At 66.1% G+C, this 21029-nt stretch carries 25 protein-coding genes and 1 pseudogene; 24 read left to right on the forward strand and 2 right to left on the reverse strand.

Features of this window, described 5'->3' with window-relative positions:
* From DXB98_RS10185 to DXB98_RS06690, 24 genes and pseudogenes are all read left to right on the forward strand, one after another.
* Positions 1-419 (forward strand): hypothetical protein (locus DXB98_RS10185; protein ID WP_158553162.1); only part of this gene is annotated, 419 nt, incomplete at its 5' end.
* A gap of 183 nt (positions 420-602) precedes the next feature.
* Positions 603-1163, forward strand: coding sequence for a hypothetical protein (locus DXB98_RS06590; RefSeq protein WP_117743557.1), 561 nt, complete (start codon positions 603-605; stop codon positions 1161-1163).
* Positions 1164-1176: 13 nt separating this feature from the next.
* The gene (locus DXB98_RS06595) at positions 1177-2115 is read left to right on the forward strand and encodes a hypothetical protein (protein ID WP_117743558.1); all 939 of its coding nucleotides are present in this window, start codon (positions 1177-1179) and stop codon (positions 2113-2115) included.
* A 10-nt stretch (positions 2116-2125) separates the two neighbouring features.
* A complete protein-coding gene (locus DXB98_RS06600; protein ID WP_117743559.1) occupies positions 2126-2545 on the forward strand; it encodes a hypothetical protein in 420 nt (139 codons plus the stop codon).
* The gene (locus DXB98_RS06605; RefSeq protein WP_117743560.1) at positions 2545-2895 is read left to right on the forward strand and encodes a hypothetical protein; all 351 of its coding nucleotides are present in this window, start codon (positions 2545-2547) and stop codon (positions 2893-2895) included. The genes DXB98_RS06600 and DXB98_RS06605 overlap by 1 nt, the downstream gene beginning before the upstream one ends.
* Positions 2888-3211, forward strand: a complete 324-nt coding sequence (locus DXB98_RS06610) for a hypothetical protein (RefSeq protein WP_117743561.1) — start codon at positions 2888-2890, stop codon at positions 3209-3211. Before DXB98_RS06605 ends, DXB98_RS06610 begins: the two co-directional genes overlap by 8 nt.
* A gap of 9 nt (positions 3212-3220) precedes the next feature.
* Entirely contained in the window at positions 3221-3589 is a 369-nt protein-coding gene (locus DXB98_RS06615) for a hypothetical protein (RefSeq protein ID WP_117743562.1), read from the forward strand.
* On the forward strand, positions 3590-4222 hold the full coding sequence (locus DXB98_RS06620; RefSeq protein ID WP_117743563.1) for a hypothetical protein: 633 nt from the start codon (positions 3590-3592) through the stop codon (positions 4220-4222).
* 63 nt (positions 4223-4285) lie between these two features.
* Positions 4286-4675 carry a hypothetical protein gene (locus tag DXB98_RS06625; RefSeq protein ID WP_117563918.1) on the forward strand — a complete coding sequence of 130 codons (390 nt, stop codon included), beginning with the start codon at positions 4286-4288 and terminating at the stop codon, positions 4673-4675.
* A 107-nt stretch (positions 4676-4782) separates the two neighbouring features.
* Positions 4783-5043 (forward strand): hypothetical protein, encoded by a 261-nt coding sequence (locus DXB98_RS06630; RefSeq protein WP_117743564.1) that lies wholly within the window; start codon positions 4783-4785, stop codon positions 5041-5043.
* Positions 5036-8194: a tape measure protein gene (locus DXB98_RS06635; protein ID WP_117743565.1), complete on the forward strand. Its 3159-nt coding sequence runs from the start codon at positions 5036-5038 to the stop codon at positions 8192-8194. The genes DXB98_RS06630 and DXB98_RS06635 overlap by 8 nt, the downstream gene beginning before the upstream one ends.
* 3 nt (positions 8195-8197) lie before the next feature.
* The gene (locus DXB98_RS06640; protein WP_117743566.1) at positions 8198-10525 is read left to right on the forward strand and encodes a fibronectin type III domain-containing protein; all 2328 of its coding nucleotides are present in this window, start codon (positions 8198-8200) and stop codon (positions 10523-10525) included.
* Positions 10526-10691: 166 nt separating this feature from the next.
* Complete coding sequence (locus tag DXB98_RS06645) at positions 10692-12080, forward strand: hypothetical protein (RefSeq protein WP_117743567.1); 1389 nt, start codon at positions 10692-10694, stop codon at positions 12078-12080.
* A gap of 6 nt (positions 12081-12086) precedes the next feature.
* Positions 12087-12332: a hypothetical protein gene (locus DXB98_RS06650; protein WP_117743568.1), complete on the forward strand. Its 246-nt coding sequence runs from the start codon at positions 12087-12089 to the stop codon at positions 12330-12332.
* A 37-nt stretch (positions 12333-12369) separates the two neighbouring features.
* A complete protein-coding gene (locus DXB98_RS06655) occupies positions 12370-13008 on the forward strand; it encodes a hypothetical protein (RefSeq protein WP_117743569.1) in 639 nt (212 codons plus the stop codon).
* Positions 13009-13017: 9 nt separating this feature from the next.
* Positions 13018-13926 (forward strand): DUF6273 domain-containing protein, encoded by a 909-nt coding sequence (locus tag DXB98_RS06660; protein WP_117743570.1) that lies wholly within the window; start codon positions 13018-13020, stop codon positions 13924-13926.
* 80 nt (positions 13927-14006) lie between these two features.
* Entirely contained in the window at positions 14007-14429 is a 423-nt protein-coding gene (locus tag DXB98_RS06665; protein ID WP_117743571.1) for a hypothetical protein, read from the forward strand.
* Between the two features lie 36 nt (positions 14430-14465).
* Positions 14466-14807: pseudogene (locus DXB98_RS10595) on the forward strand (DUF6273 domain-containing protein); the annotation flags it as partial.
* Positions 14804-16024, forward strand: coding sequence for an RNA-directed DNA polymerase (locus tag DXB98_RS06670; RefSeq protein ID WP_199407139.1), 1221 nt, complete (start codon positions 14804-14806; stop codon positions 16022-16024). The pseudogene DXB98_RS10595 and the gene DXB98_RS06670, both read left to right, overlap by 4 nt.
* Positions 16014-16334: a hypothetical protein gene (locus tag DXB98_RS06675; protein WP_117743572.1), complete on the forward strand. Its 321-nt coding sequence runs from the start codon at positions 16014-16016 to the stop codon at positions 16332-16334. The genes DXB98_RS06670 and DXB98_RS06675 overlap by 11 nt, the downstream gene beginning before the upstream one ends.
* Positions 16334-16501, forward strand: coding sequence for an XkdX family protein (locus DXB98_RS06680; protein ID WP_117743573.1), 168 nt, complete (start codon positions 16334-16336; stop codon positions 16499-16501). The genes DXB98_RS06675 and DXB98_RS06680 overlap by 1 nt, the downstream gene beginning before the upstream one ends.
* A 20-nt stretch (positions 16502-16521) precedes the next feature.
* Positions 16522-16935 (forward strand): hypothetical protein, encoded by a 414-nt coding sequence (locus tag DXB98_RS06685; RefSeq protein ID WP_117743574.1) that lies wholly within the window; start codon positions 16522-16524, stop codon positions 16933-16935.
* Positions 16936-16945: 10 nt separating this feature from the next.
* A complete protein-coding gene (locus DXB98_RS10190) occupies positions 16946-17251 on the forward strand; it encodes a hypothetical protein (RefSeq protein ID WP_158553163.1) in 306 nt (101 codons plus the stop codon).
* Positions 17251-18315: a peptidoglycan recognition family protein gene (locus DXB98_RS06690; RefSeq protein ID WP_158553164.1), complete on the forward strand. Its 1065-nt coding sequence runs from the start codon at positions 17251-17253 to the stop codon at positions 18313-18315. The genes DXB98_RS10190 and DXB98_RS06690 overlap by 1 nt, the downstream gene beginning before the upstream one ends.
* A gap of 395 nt (positions 18316-18710) precedes the next feature.
* On the opposite strand, the gene DXB98_RS06695 is transcribed toward DXB98_RS06690, so the two are convergent.
* Positions 18711-19085 carry a BRO family protein gene (locus DXB98_RS06695; protein WP_117743576.1) on the reverse strand — a complete coding sequence of 125 codons (375 nt, stop codon included), beginning with the start codon at positions 19083-19085 and terminating at the stop codon, positions 18711-18713.
* A 160-nt stretch (positions 19086-19245) separates the two neighbouring features.
* A complete protein-coding gene (locus DXB98_RS10555; RefSeq protein WP_117743577.1) occupies positions 19246-20772 on the reverse strand; it encodes an FAD-dependent oxidoreductase in 1527 nt (508 codons plus the stop codon).
* Positions 20773-21029: the final 257 nt, after the last annotated feature.

Consider the following 21029-nt stretch of genomic DNA (forward strand, 5'->3'; position numbering starts at 1 on the left):
GCTCGCGCGGCTTCGTCTTCAAGAGCTCGGCGACCGCCGGCGCCGAGCGCCACCCGAGCTGCAGGTGCATACCGGTCGTCGACTTCTCCGGCAGCCCCGCGCTCGACGGCTACGACCCGGCGGCGCTCTACGACGAGTACCGCGCGAAGCACCCCGAATGGGGGTCCAGGCGCTCGGGGTCCCGCGGCCACCGCAGGGGCGGCAAGGTAGTCGCCGCGTTCGTGGACGGGAAGAGGTTCGGGAGCATCGGCGACATCCAGAGGTACATGGAGGGGGCATCGTCCCCGGACGACCTCAAGGCCCGCATGGCCACCGCGAACAGGGCGGGGCTGGCCATGGGCTTCAAGCCCGGGAGCCCTTACGCCAAGTCGCTCGCGCAGACCGCGGCGAGCGTGAGCAAGAGGCTCTCGGCCAAGTGAGGACGCCCCGTGGGAGGGCGGGCGCGACGCGCCATCAAGCGTCGCCGGCGAAGACACGCAACGCGCCGGCAGAAACATGAGGCCGCAGCCCGCACGGGAGGCGGCCTTTTCCATGCCCAAACACCGCCAGCGCCACCGCACGGGGCGCGAGGCGGGCCCCGCACGGGGCGGAAGGAGTGCAAGATGCCGACCCAACAGCAAGCCAACACCGTGACCGATCCCGTCGAGTCCCCGCAGCCCGCCGCGCCGGCGGAACCCGGCGCCGGCCAAGAGCCCGGCGCACCGCAGGAGCCGCCCGCGATCGACTGGAAGGCCGAGGCCGAGCGATTCAAGAAGGAGTCCCGCAAGTGGGAGGCCCGGGCCAAGGAGAACAAGGGCAAGGCCGACCTGTGGGACGCCCAGGGCGCGCAGGCGCCCACCGTCGAGTCCCTCAACGACGAGCTCAACGACCTGAAGGGACGCCTCGCCGCGTCCGAGGCCGAGCGCGAGCGCGAGCGCACCCTGGCCCGCGTGTCGCAGGCCACCGGCGTGCCGGCCGCGCTCATCCACGGCGACGACGAGGAGTCTATGACGGCATCGGCAAAGGCCGTCGCCGACTTCGCCGAGTCGCGCCAGCCGGGCTACCCGCTCGACAAGGGCGGATCCGGCGGAGGAAAGAAAGTGAACAGGGAGTCCATCGAGTCCATCAAGGACCCCGCCAAGCGCATCATGGCCCGCGCCGCGCACATGGACCTCTACAAGTAAGAAAGGGGCAAGCATGCCCGTACCCGCAAACATCTCCGACTCCGAGGCCATCAACGCCTCGATGGACCAGGAGTTCATCCGCAACTTCGAGGGCGACCTCGACCGCCTGCTCGAGGTCCTCGGCATCTTCGGTGCTGAGACCATCGCCGCCGGCACCACGCTCAAGATGCTCAAGGTGACCGGCGAGCTCAACAACTCCAAGACCGACGGCTCCAAGGAGTCCGCCACCGGCGACGCCGCCGTCCAGCTTGGTTCCAGCTCCGGCACGTCCTACGTCGAGGGCGACGAGGTCGCGCTGTCCAAGTTCACCGCCACCTACGAGCCCGTGGGCGAGGCCGAGGCCTTCCCGTACCGCCGCATGACCACGCACAAGGCGATCCAGCAGTCCGGCTACGTCAACGCCGTGCTCAAGACCGACAAGCACATGGCCTCGCTCGTGCGCCGCAGCATCGTCTCGCAGTTCTTCTCCTTCCTGCTCAAGGGAACGGGCGCGGCGACCGGCAAGGGCCTGCAGGCATGCGCCGCGGCCGTCGACGCCAAGCTCGGCAACACCCTCGAGACCAACGGCGACGCCGCCGAGCGCATCGTCCACTTCATCAACCGAGACGACGCCGCCGACTACCTCGGCGCCGCCACCATCACCGACCAGAACCTGTTCGGCCTCACCTACCTCGAGAACTTCCTGGGCCTCTCGGGCGTCTTCCTGACCAACCAGGTCGCCAAGGGAACCATGATCGCCACCCCCGCCGACAACATCCGCATCTTCGGCGTCGACTTCGGCGAGCTCGCGACCTCGGGCCTCACGTACACGGTCTCCGACTCCGGCCTGATCGGCGTCGCGCATACCCCGGCGTACGACCACGTGTCCGTCGAGACCAACGTGCTCGCCGGCGCGACGTTCTTCCCCGAGGTGCAGGACTACATCGTGAAGGGAACCATCTCCGCCAAGTAAGGAGGCCACCGTGGAAGAATACTCGTTCGCGACGGTCGACGAGTACCGCATCGACACAGGCGACGCGGCGACCCCCGACGAGCGCGTCGCCGCCGAGCTGTCGCGGCAGAGCGCGAAGCTCCGCGCGACGCTCGGCATCGGCCGGGCGCGCACCCTGGCGGGGGACGCGGCGGCGCTGGCGCGGGATCTCGTGACCGACGCGGCCCGCAAGAAGCTCGTGCAGCCGGCCTGCGCGCCCATGGGCGTGGAGGACCTCACCGGCGTCTCGCAGTCGAGCTTCACGGCCAACGGGTTCCAGGGGAGCTTCACGTTCCAGAACCCGAGCGGCACGGCCTACTTCGACCGCTCGACGCTCGCCGCGCTCAAGAGGCTGCTCGGGCGCGGCCAGCGCATCGGCACCGTGTGCCCGAGCTACGGGGGCAGGCCGTGATGGGCGAGGAGGTGACGGTGCTGTCGAGCACGGAGACGGACAGGGACGCCATGGGCGAGCCTGTCGTCGAGTGGGAGGCCACCGTCGTCACGGGGTGCCTCGTGCGGCCCCTGGCGGGCTCTGATGTGGGGGATGCCGTCCGGCCTGACGGCATCGAGGCGAGCTACTCAATCGCGTTCCCCAAGACGTACGCGGGGCCGCCGCTGGCGCGCTGCCGCATTGCCCTGACGGGGCGCGGCATGCCAGCCGACCCCGACACCGCGCTGCTGGTCGTCGGTTCCCCCGACATCGCGAACCCCTGCCCCACGGCGTGGAACATGACGGCGACGGCGGGGAGGGTCCATGGCTGACAAGATCAAGTTCGGGCGCTTCGTCCACAGCGACGCGGGCGTCATCGCCGTCACGAAGGGCGCGGGCGTCCGCGCCTGGGTGGCGATCGAGACAGCCCGTCTCGCGGCGAGGGCCAACGCCGAGGCCGCATCACACCACGTGCCGTCAGGCTACCGCAGGTCCCTCGAGAAGAAATACCCGGGGACATTCGACAGCGCCCCCTACGTGGGCGTCGTCAAGTCGGGCTCCTGCGACACCTTCGGCGTCGTACGCGCCGCGACCCCGGCAGGCGCCTTCGACCAGAACCGCAACCACACGCTCGACCACCTGCTCTAAGGAGGAAACGTGCCGAGACTCAACGTGATGGGCGAGCTCAGGGCGATCCTCGAGTCCGCCCTGGGCGGCGTGCCCGTTCAGGTCGGCCTGCCCGGGGAACGGCCGGGGACCGTCGTGGTGGTCCGCCGGTGCGGGGGCGCGCGGCAGGACGCGCTCGTGGACTCGCCGCAGGTCGAGGTCATCATGTGGGCCCCGACAGAGGCCAGGGCCGAGGAGCTCGCCGAGCTCGTGGGCGACGCGATGTCGCACCTGCCGTTCGCGCGGGGCTTCTGCGCCTGCGAGGAGCTCGAGATGCGGACCGACTACGACTACCTCGCCCGGTCCCCGCGCTGGTACGCGCTGTACCGACTGAAGACATACCAACCGAAAGAAGGATAAATGGCATCCAACAACGAAGAGGCCAAGATTGCCCTCGCGTCAGAGGAAGCGACCCCCGCGGCCGATATCGACCCCTCGCTCGTAACCACCGGCTCACCCGTCGAGGGCGGCTGCGTGTACACGAGCTTCAAGGCCAAGCCGACGCTCCCGGCCGACGCCACGACCAAGATCTCCACGCTCACCGACCTCGTGTCGCTGGGCGACCTGTCGCTCGACGGCTTCACGGCCTCCAAGGGCGTGACGGTCAACGAGTTCAAGGGCTGGCACCAGTCCATCGTGCTCACCAAGGTCTCCGAGGAGAAGCACCAGTACAAGATGGTCTTCATCGAGTCCGTCCGCTCCTCCGTCGCCAAGCTGCGCTACGGCGCCGACAACGTCGAGACGAACGAGGACGGAACGTTCAGCCACATCAAGGCCGTCGCCAACTCCGACGTGCGCGTCCCGCTCGTCATCGACGAGCTCGAGGACACTGGCAACCTCCGCCGCACCGTCATCCCGCGCGTCTCCATCGACTCCTACGACGACGTCGAGCACAAGCCCGGCGGACTGGTCCAGTACGGCTTCACCTTCACGGTCATCAAGACCGCGGACAAGCCGCTGTTCGACATCTACCGCGCTAAGCCCGCCGCGTAGACAGGGCCATAACGAAAACGCCGCCCCGGTTCTGCCGGGGCGGCCCTTTATCTGGGAGGAAAGATGAACAAGGACTACCTGGCAATGATGGACGAGGGCGAGCTCGAGGCATACGCCAAGGTCCTCGGCTTCACGACCGCCGCCGCGCAGACGGCGGCCGACAAGGCGAAGCTCATCGAGCAGAAGCGAGGACGCTGCGCCGAGCTGACCGTTCTCGGCATCGCCATGAGCATCCCCGTCAAGCGAGCGCACGACCGCCGCTTCATCGACGCCATGAACAAGGAGGACCGCACGACCGAGGAGCTCGACGGGGCGTTCCGCTTCCTCCTCGGCGACGAGCAGTACGCGAGCCTCATGGAGGCCGTGACCGAGGACGACGGCACGCAGGACGACGATGCGCTGGGCTACGCCTACAACAAGCTGCTCTACTCGGCCGAACTAAAAAACTTCTAGAGCTCGCCGACCTTGAGGAACGCCACCTGCCCCTGCTCAGGCACGACTTCAGGGTCTTCTACGGCTGCTGCTACGACGAGGTCGGCGCCGCCGAGGCGTACGACCTCGTGAGGACGCTGCCGGATGGGTCGCTCACCGTGGCGGCCCTCCACCCGGAGCGCAGCTGGACCCAGGAGCAGCACCTGGCGGCGGACGTCGTGGACAGCGTCTACGCGGCGGCGACCGCGCTGTGCGGCGGCAAGGCATCGGAAGCCCCGAGGGTGCCCCGCCCGCGGGACGTGGCCGCCGCCGGCGCCGCGGTAGAGCGCGCGGCGTCGGTTCGTGCCCGCATCGAGAACACCGAGTGGGTGGAGGTGACGGATGGCTGAGATCGGACGCGCGGACCTGCTGATCGTCCCCAGGTTCGACAACCTTACCAAGTCGGTCGAGTCCGCGCTCGGCAAGTGCGAGGGGCAGGCGAGCAAGTCCGGCTCCAGCCTCGGCAAGAGCACGGGCTCCGGGTTCGGGAAGGGGCTGGCCGGCTCCGGCGCGATGATAGGCGCCTTCTCGACGCTCACGTCGAAGGCCATGGACTCCATCTCGTCCCATGTCGGGTCGGCGATCAGCCGCTTCGACACACTCAACAACTACCCGAAGGTCATGCGGTCCCTCGGGTACTCCGCCGATTCCGCCAACGCGTCTATCGGCAAGATGTCCGACCGCCTGTCGACCCTGCCCACCAGGCTCGACGACATGGTCTCGGTCGTCCAGGGCATCACCGCCACGGTCGGCGACCTCGACAAGGCCACCGACGTCGGACTCGCGCTCAACGACATGCTCATCGCCTCGGGCAGCTCGACCCAGCTGTGCGCGGCGGCGATGGAGCAGTTCCGCCAGATCCTCTCCAAGGGCAAGCCCGAGATGGAGGACTGGCGCTCGCTTACGACGGCCGCGCCTGGCCAGATGGACCAGCTGGCGAAATCCATGCTCGGCCCCACGGCAAACGCCAACGACCTGTACGCAGCGCTCGGTGGCGGGGGCAAGGACCCGACCATCACGCTCGACCAGCTCATGGACAAGATGGTCGAGCTCGATACGCAGGGCGGCGCGAGCTTCGCGTCCTTCAAGGACCAGGCCGAGACCGCGGCCGGCGGCGTCCAGACGAGCATCCAGAACATGTCGAACTCCGTGACCAAGGGCGTCACCGGGACGTTCGAGGCGATCGGCAGAAACAACATCGCCGGGGTGCTCGACGACGCGAAGGGCGCCGTGAGCGGCTTCTTCAAGGTCGTCAACGGCGGGGTCTCGGCGTCGATGCCGATGCTCAAGCAGCTCTACGGCGGGTTCAAGAGCCTGGCCCCCGAGATAATCTCGGGGGCTGCGGGCATCGCGGCGTGGCAGAAGGCGGTGCCCGTCCTCTCCGGCGTCGCGAGCGGCGTGGGCAAGGCCACCGAGGCGTTCAAACTCGCCCGCGGGGGCGCCGGAACGTTCGCCGAGTCGCTCGAGGCGGTGGGCATCGGCTTCAACCCGGTCGCGATCGGCTGCACCGTCGCGGCCGCCGGCATCGGCATACTCATCGAGAAGCAGGTCGAGTGGCAGGCCCGCACGGACGCGCTCAACAAGGCCACGACCGGCCTGGTCGACGCGGCCTCAAACACCGTGGCGCTCGAGTCCTACGCCGGCAGGGTCGAGAATGTAGGCAAGAAGTCCAGCTTCTCCGCCATGTCCGTCGACGAGCTCGCCGAGTCGATCGGCAAGCACGTCGACGCCATGAACGAGAACACGAGGGCCGCCGAGTCGCAGATCGCGCAGCTCAACACCGCGCAGCAGATCATCGACAACTATGCCGGCAAGACCGACCTGTCCACCGACGCCCAGGGCAGGCTCACGTGGGCGCTGCAGCTGCTCAACGACCAGCTCGGGCTCAACATCTCGGCGCAGGACGTGGCGAACGGGCAGTACGTCGACGCGGACGGCAACGTCAAGAACCTCAAGCGGTCCATCGACGAGCTCATCGCCTCCAAGAAGAAGGAGGCCGAGGTGAGCGCCCTCACGGCGAACCTCACCGAGGCGTACCAGGCCCAGTCCGAGGCCGCCGACACGCTCGCCTCCAAGACGAAGCCCTACCAGGACCGCCTGAAGGAGCTCGCGAAGACCTACCCGGAGCTCTCCAAGGGCGAGCTGGACGCGATAGCCTGCACCGAGAAGGTCGGTAGGGAGTACCACGAGGCTAAGGACCAGTTCGACTCCGCCTCCGAGAGCATCGACGTGCTCAACGGCAAGCTCGGCGACGCCGCCCAGACCACGCAGGAGGCCGGCAGCACGTTCGAGCACTTCGCCCAGGCGCAGCTCACGCTCTTCCAGGCCCAGCTCTCGGCGAACGGACAGACGCTCACCTCAGTCTCGGGGTCGCTGTCGCAGCTCGGCGTCAACACCGAGCAGCTGGCGGGCCTCAGCGACGAGCAGCTCGCCAGGCTGGCGCAGGACTACGACGGCACGGCGCGGTCCATCGTCTCCGACCTCGACGCCTGGGGCGTCTCGATGGACGAGGGCGCCGCCTCGACCGTCCGGGCGGCTAGCGAGATCCAGGCCGCGCTCGAGGACATGGGCGGCAAGCTCAAGAAGGCGTTCTCGAAGGAGAACATCGACTTCGGCGCGTTCTCGGACGCGTGCGCCGCCGCCGGGGTCTCTACCGAGACACTCAACAGCATCGGTTCGGCCAACCTCGCCGCGCTCGCGCACAACTTCAACGGCAACATCGACCAGATGGTGTGGGCCGTCCAGAACTACAACGCGCAGCCGATCGTCGACAAGAACGGCAACGTTACCGTCGACCAGACCCAGCTGATGGATGCCCAGGGAAACGTGTACACCTGGAACGGCGCGCAGCTGATGGACAAGAACGGTACCGTCGACGTGAGCGTCGGCGACCTGCGCGACGCCCAGGGCAACCTCGTGACCTGGAACGGCACGGCTCTCCAGTCCAAGAACGGCAAGGCAAAGGTCGACAAGAAGGAAGTCGACAAGGCCCAGACGGCCGTGGACAAGCTCAACGGCACCAAGCTCAAGAGCAAGGAGATGACCGCCAAGGCGAGCTACTCGACGCTCCCAAGGTGCCAGTCCGCCATGCACGCCGTGATGAACGAGCCGTTCCACTCCAGGTCGGCGACGATCACCACGACCTACCTGACCGTCAACAGGACGCGCAACGAGAAGGCCGCCGGCGGCATACGCCATGCCGACGGCGGCATCCGCATGCACGCGCACGGCGCCATCGTCGACGCGCCGGTCACCGGCTATCCGCTCGACTGGGTGGGCGAGGACGGTGCCGAGGCCATCGTCCCGCTCACCAACCGAAAGTACTCGGAGCCGTTCGCGGCGACCATCGCCGAGCAGATGGCGCGGATCGGCGGCCAGCGCGGCGACGTCTACAACATCTACCTCGACGGGTCCGCCCTCGAAGTCGACGAGAGGGTCGCGGAGGCGCTCAAGGCGCTGGTCGCTGAGCTCAAGAGGACCGTCAGGACCGGAAGGGGGTAGGGCATGGCATACGCGGAGACAAAGCGAAATAACGTCAAGTACTACGGGGTCTCCCTGTCGACCTGGGTCGAGAACATCAGCGACTCGACCGCGCGAATCCACTGGAGCGCCGCTGTCGACTTCGGCAACTGGTACTACTACGGCGTGCGCCTCCACGTCAAAGTCGGCGGCGTCTGGCGGGCGAGCGGCGACGGTTACACGACCTCCTCCTGGAAGCGCGCCGTCACCGTCAGTGGGTACACCGACGCGGAGCGCAAGGACAACGACTACGACGTCTGGGTCGAGGCGTACACCGAGTCCGTGGCAGTCAACGGCTACGGCGGGGTCGGCGCGACGACCTCCTGCGGCGAGGGCGCCAGGATCGGCAAGGTCCCGGCATACGAGCCCGCGGCCCCGACCGACCTCAGGGTCACGCGCTCGACCGACGGGACAACCGAGCTCGAGTGGGTCAACCACCCGGACGACGATGCTAGGAAGTACTACGACGGCATCAACGTCTACCGCCATACCAACGGCGGCGACACCGAGAACCCCTACAACAGCGTCACGATCTCCAACTGGCGCGACACGTCGACATCGGCAAACAATTACTACGACTACGACGTAAGGGCGCGCTGGCGAGGCGGCACGTCGGAGAGAACGAGCTCCGTGCGCGTCTACAAGACGCCCTCCCCACCGGCATCGGTCTCGCTATCGCGCTCCGGCGACGGCGAGGTCTCGCTGGTCGTCAGGGGTCCCGATATCCCGTTCTGGATTAGCGGCTTCGATGTCCGCGCGACCTCCGACGGCGGCAGGACCTACAAGCCCCGCGCCCTTACCGCCGACAGACAGGAGCCGGGCGTCTGGACCATGACCGACCCGTCTGCCGTGGCGGGAGAGAAGGTCGTCTACGAGGTCCGCACCTACCGCGAGGAGCCCGTGGCGGGCGCGGGGGACACCGTCTTCTCCGCGTGGACGGCATCCAACGCAGTGGCGACGATCTGCCCGCCGTACGCGCCCGCCGTCTCCGGGGTCGACCCCGCCTACCCGACTGGGTCGACGGCGACCATCGGCTGGACGCGGAACCACCCCGACGGGACAGCCCAGACGGCGGCGCAGATTGAGCTGGTCGGGCCCGATGGCAAGACCGTCCCGCACCACATCACCGGGCCCGCGTCGACGACATCCCTGAGCCTGTCCGCGAAGGGCACCTACCGGCTACGCGTCCGCACCAAGGGCGCCGACCCCTCATGGGGAGCGTGGTCGGAGTACGCGGTGTTCAGGGTCGCCGACCCGCCGCAGGCGTTCTTCACGACCCCCGCGGAGGACGGCGAGGCCGTCGTCGAGCTCCCGCTGCGCGCCGCCTGGACCGCTGTCGACGAGACCGGCATCACCTACCAGCGCCTGAGGCTGCTGCGCGGCGGCTCCGCGGTCATCGACACATCGGTCGCCGCGGGCGCGCGGTCGCACGAGATCGCCTCCGGCCTGGAGAACAGGTCCGCGTACGTCCTCGAGCTCACCGTCCGCGGCGGCTCGAGCCTGTCCACGACCGTCACCCGCTCGTTCTCGACCGACTGGCTCGTGCCCGCCACGCCCATCGTCAACGTCTCCTACAGCGACGCGCTCGCAGCCGTCGTCACGGTGCGCGACGGCATCTCGGAGTTCTCCGTCAGGGACCACAAGCTGCGCGGCCCCATGGCCATGACGCCCGAGGGCAACATCCGCATCAGGGGCGGCATGTCCATAAAGGGGACGCGCGCAACCGTCCACAGCCTCCCGCCGTGCGCCTCGTTCGATATCGAGCGCGTGCTCGCGGACGGCTCGAGGCTCCTGCTCTCGAGCGGCCTCAAGTCCGGGCAGAGCGTCATCGACCGCCTGCCGCCGCTCAACGTCGGGTTCTCCTACGTCGCGCGCGGCTACGCGGCCTCCGGAACCACCTCGACGACCGAGGTGGGGACCGTGTGCCCGTGCGACGGGTTCGCCCTCAACTTCGGGCCGGACGCCTCCGAGGTCGTCGTGGGCGACAGGAACATGGGCGGCCCGCCGCAGTACTCGGCGAGCCCCGAGCGCGAGCGCGACCAGTTCCACTTCGTCGGCGGCGGCCTGCCCATGGGGTTCGAGAGCGGCAACCTCTCGATGAAGGAGTCGATGGAGTTCACGATCGAGGAGGACGACTACCTGCGCGTCCGCGGCCTGTTCGGCCGCTACGGAAGCGCCTGGGTGCGACCCCATCTGGGCGACCGCGGCTTCGCCGCCGTCACGGGGACGCTCACCAGGTGCGCGCCTGAGGACTACAGGGTGTCCGTATCGACGAAGAGGGAGCGATGGAGGGAGCCCAACGGTTTCGGATGATATCTGGCTCGCGTCGTTCAGGACCTCCTACCGGTACGCCCGCGTTTCGCGGTCGACCGGCCTGGAGACCGGCGCCATCGAGTGCTTCACCGGCGGGAGCATCAGCCGCAACCAGGACACGGACACCTATGAGTCCGCATCGCTGGACTACGTCGGCAGACTCGACATGGGCAACGACTTCGTGCGCATCTACCTCGACGCGGAGGACCCGATCTCGGGCGCGTCGCGCACCGTGTGCCTGGGGACCTTCGAGTGCTCGACGCCGTCCCGCACGGTGAGCGGCGAGGTGGCGACCGGCATCGCGACGCTCTACGGCAGACTCCACGACCTCGCGAAGGACGACTTCGACGAGCCGTACACCGTGCCGGCCGGCGCAAACGCGGTCTCCGCGGCCAAGGCGATCGCGGAGGGGTGCGGGCTCGAGGTGGTCGCGGAGCCGAGCGACTACACGCTGTCGACGGCATGGGTCTTCGGGATCGCCGCCACGGCGGACACGCCGGACAACAAGCTGGGCGCGGTCAATAGGCTGCTCTCCGCTGCAGGATTCAGGAGCGCGTCGACCGACGCCTACGGGCGCGTGCTGTTCAGGCGTTACCTGGAACCGGCGGCGAGGCCGATCGACCACACCTTCTCAGAGGGCGAGGACTGCCGGGTGCTTCCCGACCTCACCGACGAGCAGGACGACTTCGACGCGGTGAACGTGGTGCACGTCGACTTCGCTACCCAGGGCGAGAGCGTCAGGGGAACGGCCTCGGACGACAGCCCGCAGAGCGAGTGGTCGACCGTCTCCACGGGCCGCCGCATCGTGAAGCGGTACCAGTACAGCGACCTCCCGTCAGGGGAGAGCGTCATCGCCGGCGGCTTCTACCCGCTCGCCGGAGACGGCACCCACGACAGCGCGACCTTCAGGTGCAGCGGCGGCGGGGGGACCATCGAGACCGTCGGCGTTTCCGGGTGTCCGATCGGCGGCATCAGCCAGGCGATCCGCATCACGAAGGGGTCGGGCTCCGGCGAGATCGGCATCGCCCAGGACAAGATATTCCTCAAGAAGGGCCAGCCGTACACCGAGTCCGTTTACCTCTACGCGTCGCAGAGGGTGCAGGTGAGGGTCCAGCCAATCTGGCGCGAGGACGACGGGGGAGAGACCGCGACGGTCGCCATCGGGCCAGGCTGGACGAGGCTGTCGCTCACGGCCACCCCGGCCAAGTCCGAGGAATACAGCGCGGGCTACATCTACCTTGCCGCTAGCGCGCCGACCGGATCGTACATCGACGTAGCGCAGGTCAAGGTCGAGGAGGGCGTTGTGGCAACGCAGTTCGCGGTCGAGGCTGCGAACGAGAAGGCGGCGAGCCTGCTCGCCACCGAGTGCTCGGTCATCCGCCGTCCGATCATCACGGCGATCTACAACCCGTCGGCGGACGTCTACTCGGCGTGCGCCATCAGGCTGCCGTCTGTCGGGATCGAGCTCGCCCGCGCCTGCATCCGGAAGATGGACCTCGAGCTCTCGATGGGATGCCCCATGAGGATCGAGCTCCGCATGTACATGAGGGGGTGATGCCTCGTGAGCGCCATGCCGTCCCTGGCCGCGGACCTTGCCGATATCGTCGCCGGCCCTTCGGCGCCCGGCGTCTCGATCGCCTACGGCACCGTCGTCGCGGCGGACTCCAGGACCGTCGACGTGCGCATCGGGGGCTCGGTTGTCGCCGGCATCTGCATGACGACGTCCTGCTCGGCTGCCAAGGTCGGGCAGAGGGTCGTCCTCATCGGGTCGCCGCCGCTCTGGACGGCGATCGGGATCATCGCTTGATTATCGTGCGGGCGCAGGCCCGCGGAAGGGAAACCGCATGGCCAACGAAGGCGACGGCTCCGCCGTCTACGACGTGAGGGTGGGGGACGACGGCTATATCGACGGCCTCGACGTGACGGAGAGCGACGGTAGCATCACCACCTACCTGTTCCGCCCGGCAAACTACGACGAAGTCGAGGCGGCGCGAAATAGGGCCGAGAGCGCCGCGTCTCTGGCGATCAGCGCCGCGGGCACCGCAGAGACCCAGGCAAATGACGCCAACGCCGCCGCCGGGGCGGCGAGGACGGCCGCGGCAAAGTGCTCGACTGCCACCAAAAGTGCCGAGGCAGCAGTCCAGAAGGCGAACTCCGCGAATCAGACGGCCAGCGCATCGACGACGCTGGCGAGCAATGCGGCCGCCGCGGCCGACGGCGCGGCGTCTCGCGCCGAGGCCGCCGCGAACCAGGCGCTCCAGATCGCGAACTCGGTGGCGCAGGGCGCTGCCGGAGAGTCCGATGTCGCCGAGCTGCGCCGGCAGAACGGCCAGCTAGCCACGATGCTCGCGGACGCGACGGGAAAATTCATCTACATGGACGGGACCGTCTACTGCCCGACATCCAAGGCGTCGGTGTCCGGTGACACGGTGACGTTCGGGAACACGTGCTCTGTCTCGGGCAGCACGGTAACCCTCGCATAAGGAGGATAAATGGCAAATGCAAAGACACTGGTCGTCGGCGGCCAGTCACTCAACGTCATCGACGAGACGGCGAGATCGAACGCGCAGCTCGCGCTAAACGGCACCGAGTTCAACCGGCAGCTACTCATCGGCAAGTACGGCGGGCAGAGCATCGCGACGCTACTCGCCGGCGAGATCGGCGGCGGCACGGTCTACGACGCGCTGCACAAGCGCATCGTGGCGAACAACTTCGCGGGCCTGCGCGTGGGCGACTACCTCGACGTTCCGCTCGTCTCCGCGTCCGGCGTGGCGGGCCAGCAGTCCGTGCGATTCATCATCGCGCACATCGACCCGTACCTGTGGTGCGACGACCGCGGCAAGGGGCACCACATCGCGTTCGTGGCCTCCGCGCCCATAGCGGTCAGCTCGTCCTACGACGGTGTCGCCAACTCCTCGTACATCCCGTGGAACGAGACGAACACCAACCAGGGCACGGCAGACATCAAGAACCCGTACCTGTGCTCGCAGCTCAAGGGCTGGGAGACGGCATTCGAGGCGTGCCTGCCCGAGGGCCTGACCAAGTACATCCTCACGCAGCGCGTGCTGCTCGAGGAGCGCTACAGCGCCTCCGGTGCGCTCACCGACTCCAACAACTGGAGCTGGCAGGACATCGGCAAGATCTGGTCGCTCTCCGAGATGGAGGTCTACGGCTGCCCGGTCTGGGGCACGCCCGGATTCTCCGTCGGCTTCGACTGCCAGTTCGACCTGTTCCGCGACACGGCGCACCGACTCAACGGCACCCGCTGCCCCTGGTGGCTCCGGTCCGTCGGGGGTGGCTCGTCTGCGCACGTCTGCTACGTCAACAGCGGCGGCGGCGCCTGCTACACCGATGCCGCGAACGGCTGGATTCGCCCGCGCGTGGGCTTCCTCCTAGGGTAGCGAAGCGGACCGTACAGGACACCCATCGGGCGCACGCCTCGCGCGTGCGCCTTTTCATGTCACGAGAAAGGAGCATCGCCTTGAGCGGAGTACCCGAGAGGCTTAGAAACCTGAGCGAGCGCGAGTTCTACAACACGGCCATCGAGCTGCGCGTGGAGGTGCTGGGCGTCGTCACGTCGAGCGCCATCCCGAAATCGCAGCGCTTCACGTTCGCCGTCCCGATGGCCGAGACGGCCCGCAGCGTCGTCTACAACATCGTCAAGTCCGAGGCGTTCTACCCGAACACCGCCGAGAACGTCGCGGCACGCAAGCGCTACCTCACACTGGCCGTCGCCGACTGCGAGCAGCTGTACCAGGACGCGCAGGCGTACCTCGAGGTGTACCGCAGAAAGGGAGATGCGCAGCACGCCGGGGCCTTCGAGCGCATGGCGGGGCTCGTCGACTCCGAGATAAAGCTGCTCAAGGGCGCACGCAAGGGCGTCAAGCTGATCGGGGCGCGGTAGAATGGCAGGACGTCGTCCCTTGTTAACCGCTACAACTGGTGGCTCCGTTCCGTCAGGGGTGGCTCGTCTGCGCACGTCTGCTACGTCAACAACAACGGCAACGCCAACTACAACGATGCCACGAACGACTGGATTCGCCCGCGCGTGGGATTGCTCATACTCGCCAGACAGCCCCGCCGGTGCGTGGGGCTCCGAGCACATGAGGAAGGAAGGGCCGACGTTCGGGCATGCGCCCGTAAAGACGCATCCCGCTGGGAGGGCAGTCCGCTCCTTGCATGGCCGCGAGCTTCGGCGCTCGACGCGGTTTCATTGCTCCTCCCTAAGCGGCCTGGGAACGCCGGCGCCCATAGGCGAAGGCCGTGCGGGATGCCATCATGAATAGCGATGAGCGCCGAAAGGCAAGGAGAGCCAGGCGCGATGCGAAGAGGGCCGCGAACAGGGCGAAGCGCTGCGCGGCCCTCACCATCTCCAATGCCGCCCGCATCGACAACATCCACGAGGCGGCACGCGACGCCGCCAAGGGCGTCCGCTGGAAGGCGAGCGTCCAGCGATACATGATCCACTCCCTGCGCAACTCGCTCTACGCACGCCGGGACCTCCTGGCGGGCAACGACATCCGCAAGGGCTTCGTCCGGTTCCACGTCATCGAGCGCGGGAAGGACAGGGCGATAGCCGCGCCGCGGTTCTCCGAGCGCGTGATACAGAAGGCGGTCACGAGGGCCGTCATGGCCCCGGCGGTGTGGCCGACGCTCACGCCGGGATGCGCGGCCAACATGCGCGGCAGGGGCACGGACTACGCCCTCATGCGCCTGAAGGGGCAGCTCGCCGAGCATTACCGCAGGCACGGCGCGGAGGGCTACGTCCTGCTCATGGACTTCTCCGACTACTTCGGGACAATCGACCACGGAACGGCGCTCGACCTCGTGAGGCGGACGCTCGCAGACCCCGCGGCCGTCGAGTTCATGCGCCTGCAGATAGAGGCGAACGGAAGGATCGGGCTCGGTCTCGGCAGCGAGCCGAACCAGGCGCTGGCCGTCGCCATACCGTCCCCGCTCGACCATCTCGGCGAGCGCTGGCGCGGAATCGAGGCGTCGGGCCGATACATGGACGACTCCTACTTCATAGCGCTCGACAAGGAGACCCTCTGGCGGTTCCTCGACGCCGCCCGCGCACTGTGCTCATCGCTCGGCATCACCATCAACGAGAGGAAGACAAGGGTGGTGAAGCTTACGCGCGGGTTCACGTTCCTCAAGAAGCGGTTCCGCTTCACCGAGTCGGGCAGGATCGTCGTGACGCCGATACCCAAGTCCCTCGCGCGTGAGCGCCGGAAGATGCGCATACATGCACGCATGGTCGCCGAGGGAAGCATGACGCTCGAGCAGGCGTACGTCTCCTACATGTCGTTCCGCGGGTCTCTCGAGCGGAAGCGGGGCGATGGCAGGCCGAGGTTCCGTATGAACGTGCACCGGGTCGTGCGCGACTTCGACCGGCTGTTCGTCGAGCTAGTCGTCGGTGCCGGCCAGTCTCACGCCACCGATACGATGCCCGTACATCAACTACACCCACTAACAGAAAGGAGTCCGAATGGACACTAATGAGGAGCGTCCCGACATCGTGGACGACGGCACGCAGGCCGAGGTGAACGCGCTGCGAAACCTGCTCTCGCAGCTCGGCGACCCCGACGCGGCCCATGAGGCGGGCGTCATCGACGACGACTCGTACATCGAGCAGAAGGCCAAGAAGATGGCCTATACGGCGGCGCTCGCCGCCTACGACAGAGGCGAGACGCCCGACGTGCCGGCGCTGCACGGCCAGATGCGCGAGCAGGCGTCGAAGCCGACGCAGACCGAACAGAACACCGCGAACATCGACTACCTGCTCATGACGGTCGGAGGTGACCAGTAATGCCTACGAAGAAAACTGACGAGCATTCCAAGCACTTCGCGCTCGTCAAGAAGTACTACGACCGACCTCTTTGGAGCAAGGCGCGAGTACACAAGGCCGTCGAGTGCAAGTGGATCACCGCCGACGAGTACAAGGAGATCACCGGCGAGGAGTACACGGCCGAATAGGCGGAAGGAGGGCGCTCGGGATGGAAGTGCTCAAGCTCTTTGCGCCTTACGGACCTGGCTGGCTCGGCGGCGTGCTCCTGGCGCTCATCGCCTTTTATTTTGGGCGCCAGTTCCTCGAGGAGTACAAACGGCAAAACCAGCGGAAGGGCGAGCTCGACCTGAAGCGCGAGGAGCGAAAGCAGGCCGAGGTGGACGAGAGGGCGCATCGCGACCGCGAACGGTCCCAGATGGAGGGGCGCATCGCCGCCCAGATGGAACGGAGCAACGCGCTCATGGAGGGCATGAAGACCCTCATGGAGTCGGTCGTGGCGTCCAACGAGGTCCTGCACAACGACTTGGCCAACAGCCAAGCGCGCAGCCAGGGAATGGCCGAGAAGGTCGACCACATCTGCGACCGCGTCGACCTGATCTACAGCAAGGAATCCGGCAGATAGGAGCAATCGAATGAATGAGATCCAAGCGGGCCTCACGGTCGCCACGGTGCTGGTCGTGCCGTACATCGTGCAGGCCATCAAGACGAAGGCGATGACGGGCAATGTCGCCCGCTGGACGGCCATAGCCGTCTCGGCAGGATGCGGCGCCCTCACGGCCATGTCGGGCGGCGTCCCGAGCGAACCCTCGGCATGGGTTACGTCCATCTTCGCCGCCGTCGGCGGCGTGCAGGTGGCCTATGCGGCTTTCAAATCAGTCGGCATCACGGACAAATGGCTCGATGCGCTTCTGGCGCTCGGCGATATCAAGGAGGACTAATGGCAGATTTCGCAAACGTTCAGCCGGACAAGTATATGCTGCTCGGCTGCAACTTCTCGGTTGGCCGTCCGTTCGGCATCAGGGGCGTGACCATCCACCACATGGCGGGCGACCTCACCGGCGAGCAGTGCAACGGCATCTGGAAGGGTAACGGCTGCTCGGCGCACTATTCCGTCGATCGCAACGGCTACATCGTGCAGCACGTCAACGACACCGACCGCGCCTACGCCTGCGGCGACGGAATCGGCACCGGACGCGGCAACGACACGACCATCAGCATCGAGCACGCCAACAACGCCCGCGGCCCGTGGACCGTGCACGAGGCCGCAATCGAGAGCGGCGCGCATCTCGTGGCGGCGCTGTGCCTGTACTACGGCCTCGGTCGCCCCGAGTGGTGCAAAAACGTGTTTCCGCACCGCTATTGGAGCGCCACGGCTTGCCCCGGCGAGCTTGCGGGCTCCCAGCGCGACCATTACATGCAGCGCGCCCAAGCGTGGTACGACGCGATGAAGGGCGGCAAGGCGCCCGCCCCCTCCACCGCCGCTAAGCCTGCCGCGGCAAAGCCCGCCCAGGCGGTATCCGGCGGCTTCTCAAAGGCATCCGGCAAGCGTATCCCCGTCCACTACTCCCTCCACCTCAAGGGCGGCGGCTGGCTGGACGAGGTGACCGACTTCGGCGCCGGGGACAACGGCTTTGCAGGGTATCCGTGCCGACAGCACGACCTGCTGTGCGCACGCGTCGACCGCGGCACGCTGAAGTACCAGGTGCATACCATCGAGGACGGCTGGCTAGACTGGGTCGCCAAGGGCGACCGAAACGACACCGTGAACGGCTGCGCCGGTATCGCCGGCCATACCATCGACGGCGTGCGCATGTACTACGTGACCCCGGGCGGCGAGGAGTACAAGCAGGCATGGTACCGCTCGCAGACCACCGCACGCGCCGGATGGCTCGATACCGTGTGCGACGACGGCTCCACGTACGGCGGCGACGACTACGCCGGTTTCTACGGCGAGCCGCTAGACCGACTCCAGGTCTGCGTCACCGACGGCAACCCGTACTAGCATGATCGCGTTGGACTTCGTCCTCGGCGCGCTCTTCGGCGGCATCGTGACGACCGTCGCATTTTGCATCGTGAGTGTTAACCGCCCATAGACGCTGAACCCCTCCCCGGTACTGCCGGGGAGGGGTTTATGCATAGCCGTATATCCGTCAATAACCGTTCTCCAATGCAGCTTCAGCTAGTTAGGAGCGAGTGAGAGCACTGTTACCTGCAACTTTGCTGGTACAGCGCGCGCCAAAACGTCACGTTCAAGACTCTTAATCCCAAGGTCCAGGGTTCGACCCCCTGACGGCCCACCAAAGCAAGTTAAGACGGTCAACTTCGGTTGGCCGTCTTTTTTGTTGACCTCGCATGGGGTCGAACCCGAAAGGACACAGCCCCTTTCACAGATCGAGTCTACCCTGGGGATCGGTAAAACCGGCGCGTCTGCACGGCGAAGTACGCCTGTGCGAGCGCGATTTCTTGCTTGTTTGAATCTCCGTTCTGGGCGATTAAATAGCATGCATAGCGCGTAAGTTTGTAGTCTTTAACCGCGCGAGCGGCGACACCGGCAGTTACCATTTTCGTGGTGTCACGAAAATGGGAATCAACTGGAGTTTTGTTTGTTTCGCACGAGACTTTTGCCCTCTTAACAACTAAGGCAAAGTTCTCCCATCGAGTGTACCCCATGGGTTCCATTAAATCGCGTGCGAGCCAATACTCAACGTCGTCTTCCACATTGGCGTAGCTATCAAGTTCGACACGCCACTTCTCGATATCTCTACTGTCCATATCTCCTCCTCGCTGGTCTATTGTCTATGCGGGCTTTGTCCGCTCTGTATTCAGAATAAGATACGCTGCCGTGCGGACACGAATGGGCCCCGTGACACTTTGAGCTCACGGGGCCTATAGATATCGATTAACTGTGCTCTGTTTTAGATTGGTGTTCGACTTAGTCCGCTCGATAATGGGAACCGAGACTTTCGGTTCGGTTGCGCATGGCTTTGACCATTTCTTTTGCTAGCTGAATCTGCGAGTCCAGGCGGGCAAGGGCTGCGACTTGGCTGTCATGAGCGTTTTGCATGCTCAGAGTCGTTGCTTCCGTCTCTAGGCTCTCAATCTCCTGTAGTGCTGTGGAGAGGCCCCTTTCGGTGCGGTTGATCATGCAGTAGGTGCTCATTGTGTGTTTGAGGCTGCGGGTCAGGTGCTCGGCGTCTGTTGTGGCAATGCCGTACTGGGGGAGGGCGATATCCGCCTTAGGGGCCTCCTCAAGTGCATTCTGTGCTGCTTGGGCTGCCGATGCGCCCGCGATCCGCCCAAACACGATGCCGTTGGCGCTTGACAGGCCACCAATACGATCGGCGCCGTGCATGCCGCCTGTTGCCTCGCCACAGGCGTAGAGGCCCTCAACGCCCGTGTACGCGGTTTTGTTGATCCTGATGCCGCCGTTGGCGGCGTGGGCATACATCGCCACGCGCATCTCGTCGCTCGGCGCGATACCGTGCTCGTCTTGTAGCCAGGTGGCAAAGGTCTGCACAAACTCGGGGACGTCCTCGCGGGGGAAGTCGTAGTGGAGCGCCAAGCCCCCTGCACCTGCCTGATCTATGACGAGGTCGATGGCGCGGGAGGCTAAGCGCGAGGTGAAAGGGCCATATCCGGAGCGCTGCTCAAGCAGACCGTCCAGCTTGCCGTCGGCAATATCGACCGGCTGGTCTACATGTACGTAACGCCAAGTTTTCTCGTTAAAGACAAGGTTGCGCTTAGGTTCAATGAAGCCGGGCATCATCTGCATGAACTCTATATTAGTAAGGGACGCACCGTGCGCCAGCGCGATTCCCTGTGATGAGCTGAGCACGTCGGCGGAAGTGAGGCTGCGTTCGAATAGGCCGCCCGTGCCGCCCGCAGCGATGATAATGGCCTTGGCTGCGATAGGCACGAGATGCTCGCTTGCGCGGTCGTAGAGCACGGCGCCGGTAATCTTCCCGGTTGTGTCCTCAACAAGGTCGATAAGCTCATGGCGGGGGAGCAGGCGAATGCCGAGCGACTCGATCCGGGCCGTACACGCGTCCTCAAGGGGCTTGCGGGTGAGGCCGCGCCACATGCGCGTCTTGTGGTCAAAGCAGGGGATAAACTGCTTTTGCTGAGCGCTCTCAGCGCTTTGCGGACGCTGGAGCTCAACGCCTAGGTCTTGCTCGAGCCATTCAATTGCCTGGGGAATGCCGTGGACGAACGTCTGGACGAGCGTAGGGTCGGCGACGCCGCCACCAACGGTCTGGATGGAGTTGATGAGGTCCTGTTCGTCGTCTTCGTCGACGGGGCCAATAAGACCAAGGCCCCAGGTGCCAGGGAAGAAGCTCGATCCGCTCATGGTCTTGCCGGCGCTTGCGACGGCAACGGTCGCGCCCGCGCTCGCCGCTTCGATAGCGGCACAAAGGCCCGCAATGCCAGATCCAATTACCAGTACATCAGTCGATTCCATCGGATTCCTTTCTCGTCCGGCGCATTGTCGCATGGGTGATCGGCAATGGGGCCGCAAAGACTCGGCAAATCGGTAAAGGGCAAATATGGCAGGTGGGCGTCATGGGCGCGTGATGGTTCCGTCTCGCTGCAACTCATATTCCCCTCCAGCTGATATATCGGTAGTAGATGGTCTTGCGACGGGGTAGCTAAAATAGCCCCGTCCCAAATTAGCTACCCCTCTGGAAGAAAAAAGAGCCGCTACCTCGAAAGGTAGCG

It is taken from the genome of Collinsella sp. OM07-12 (assembly GCF_003438275.1).
Taxonomy (GTDB): domain Bacteria; phylum Actinomycetota; class Coriobacteriia; order Coriobacteriales; family Coriobacteriaceae; genus Collinsella.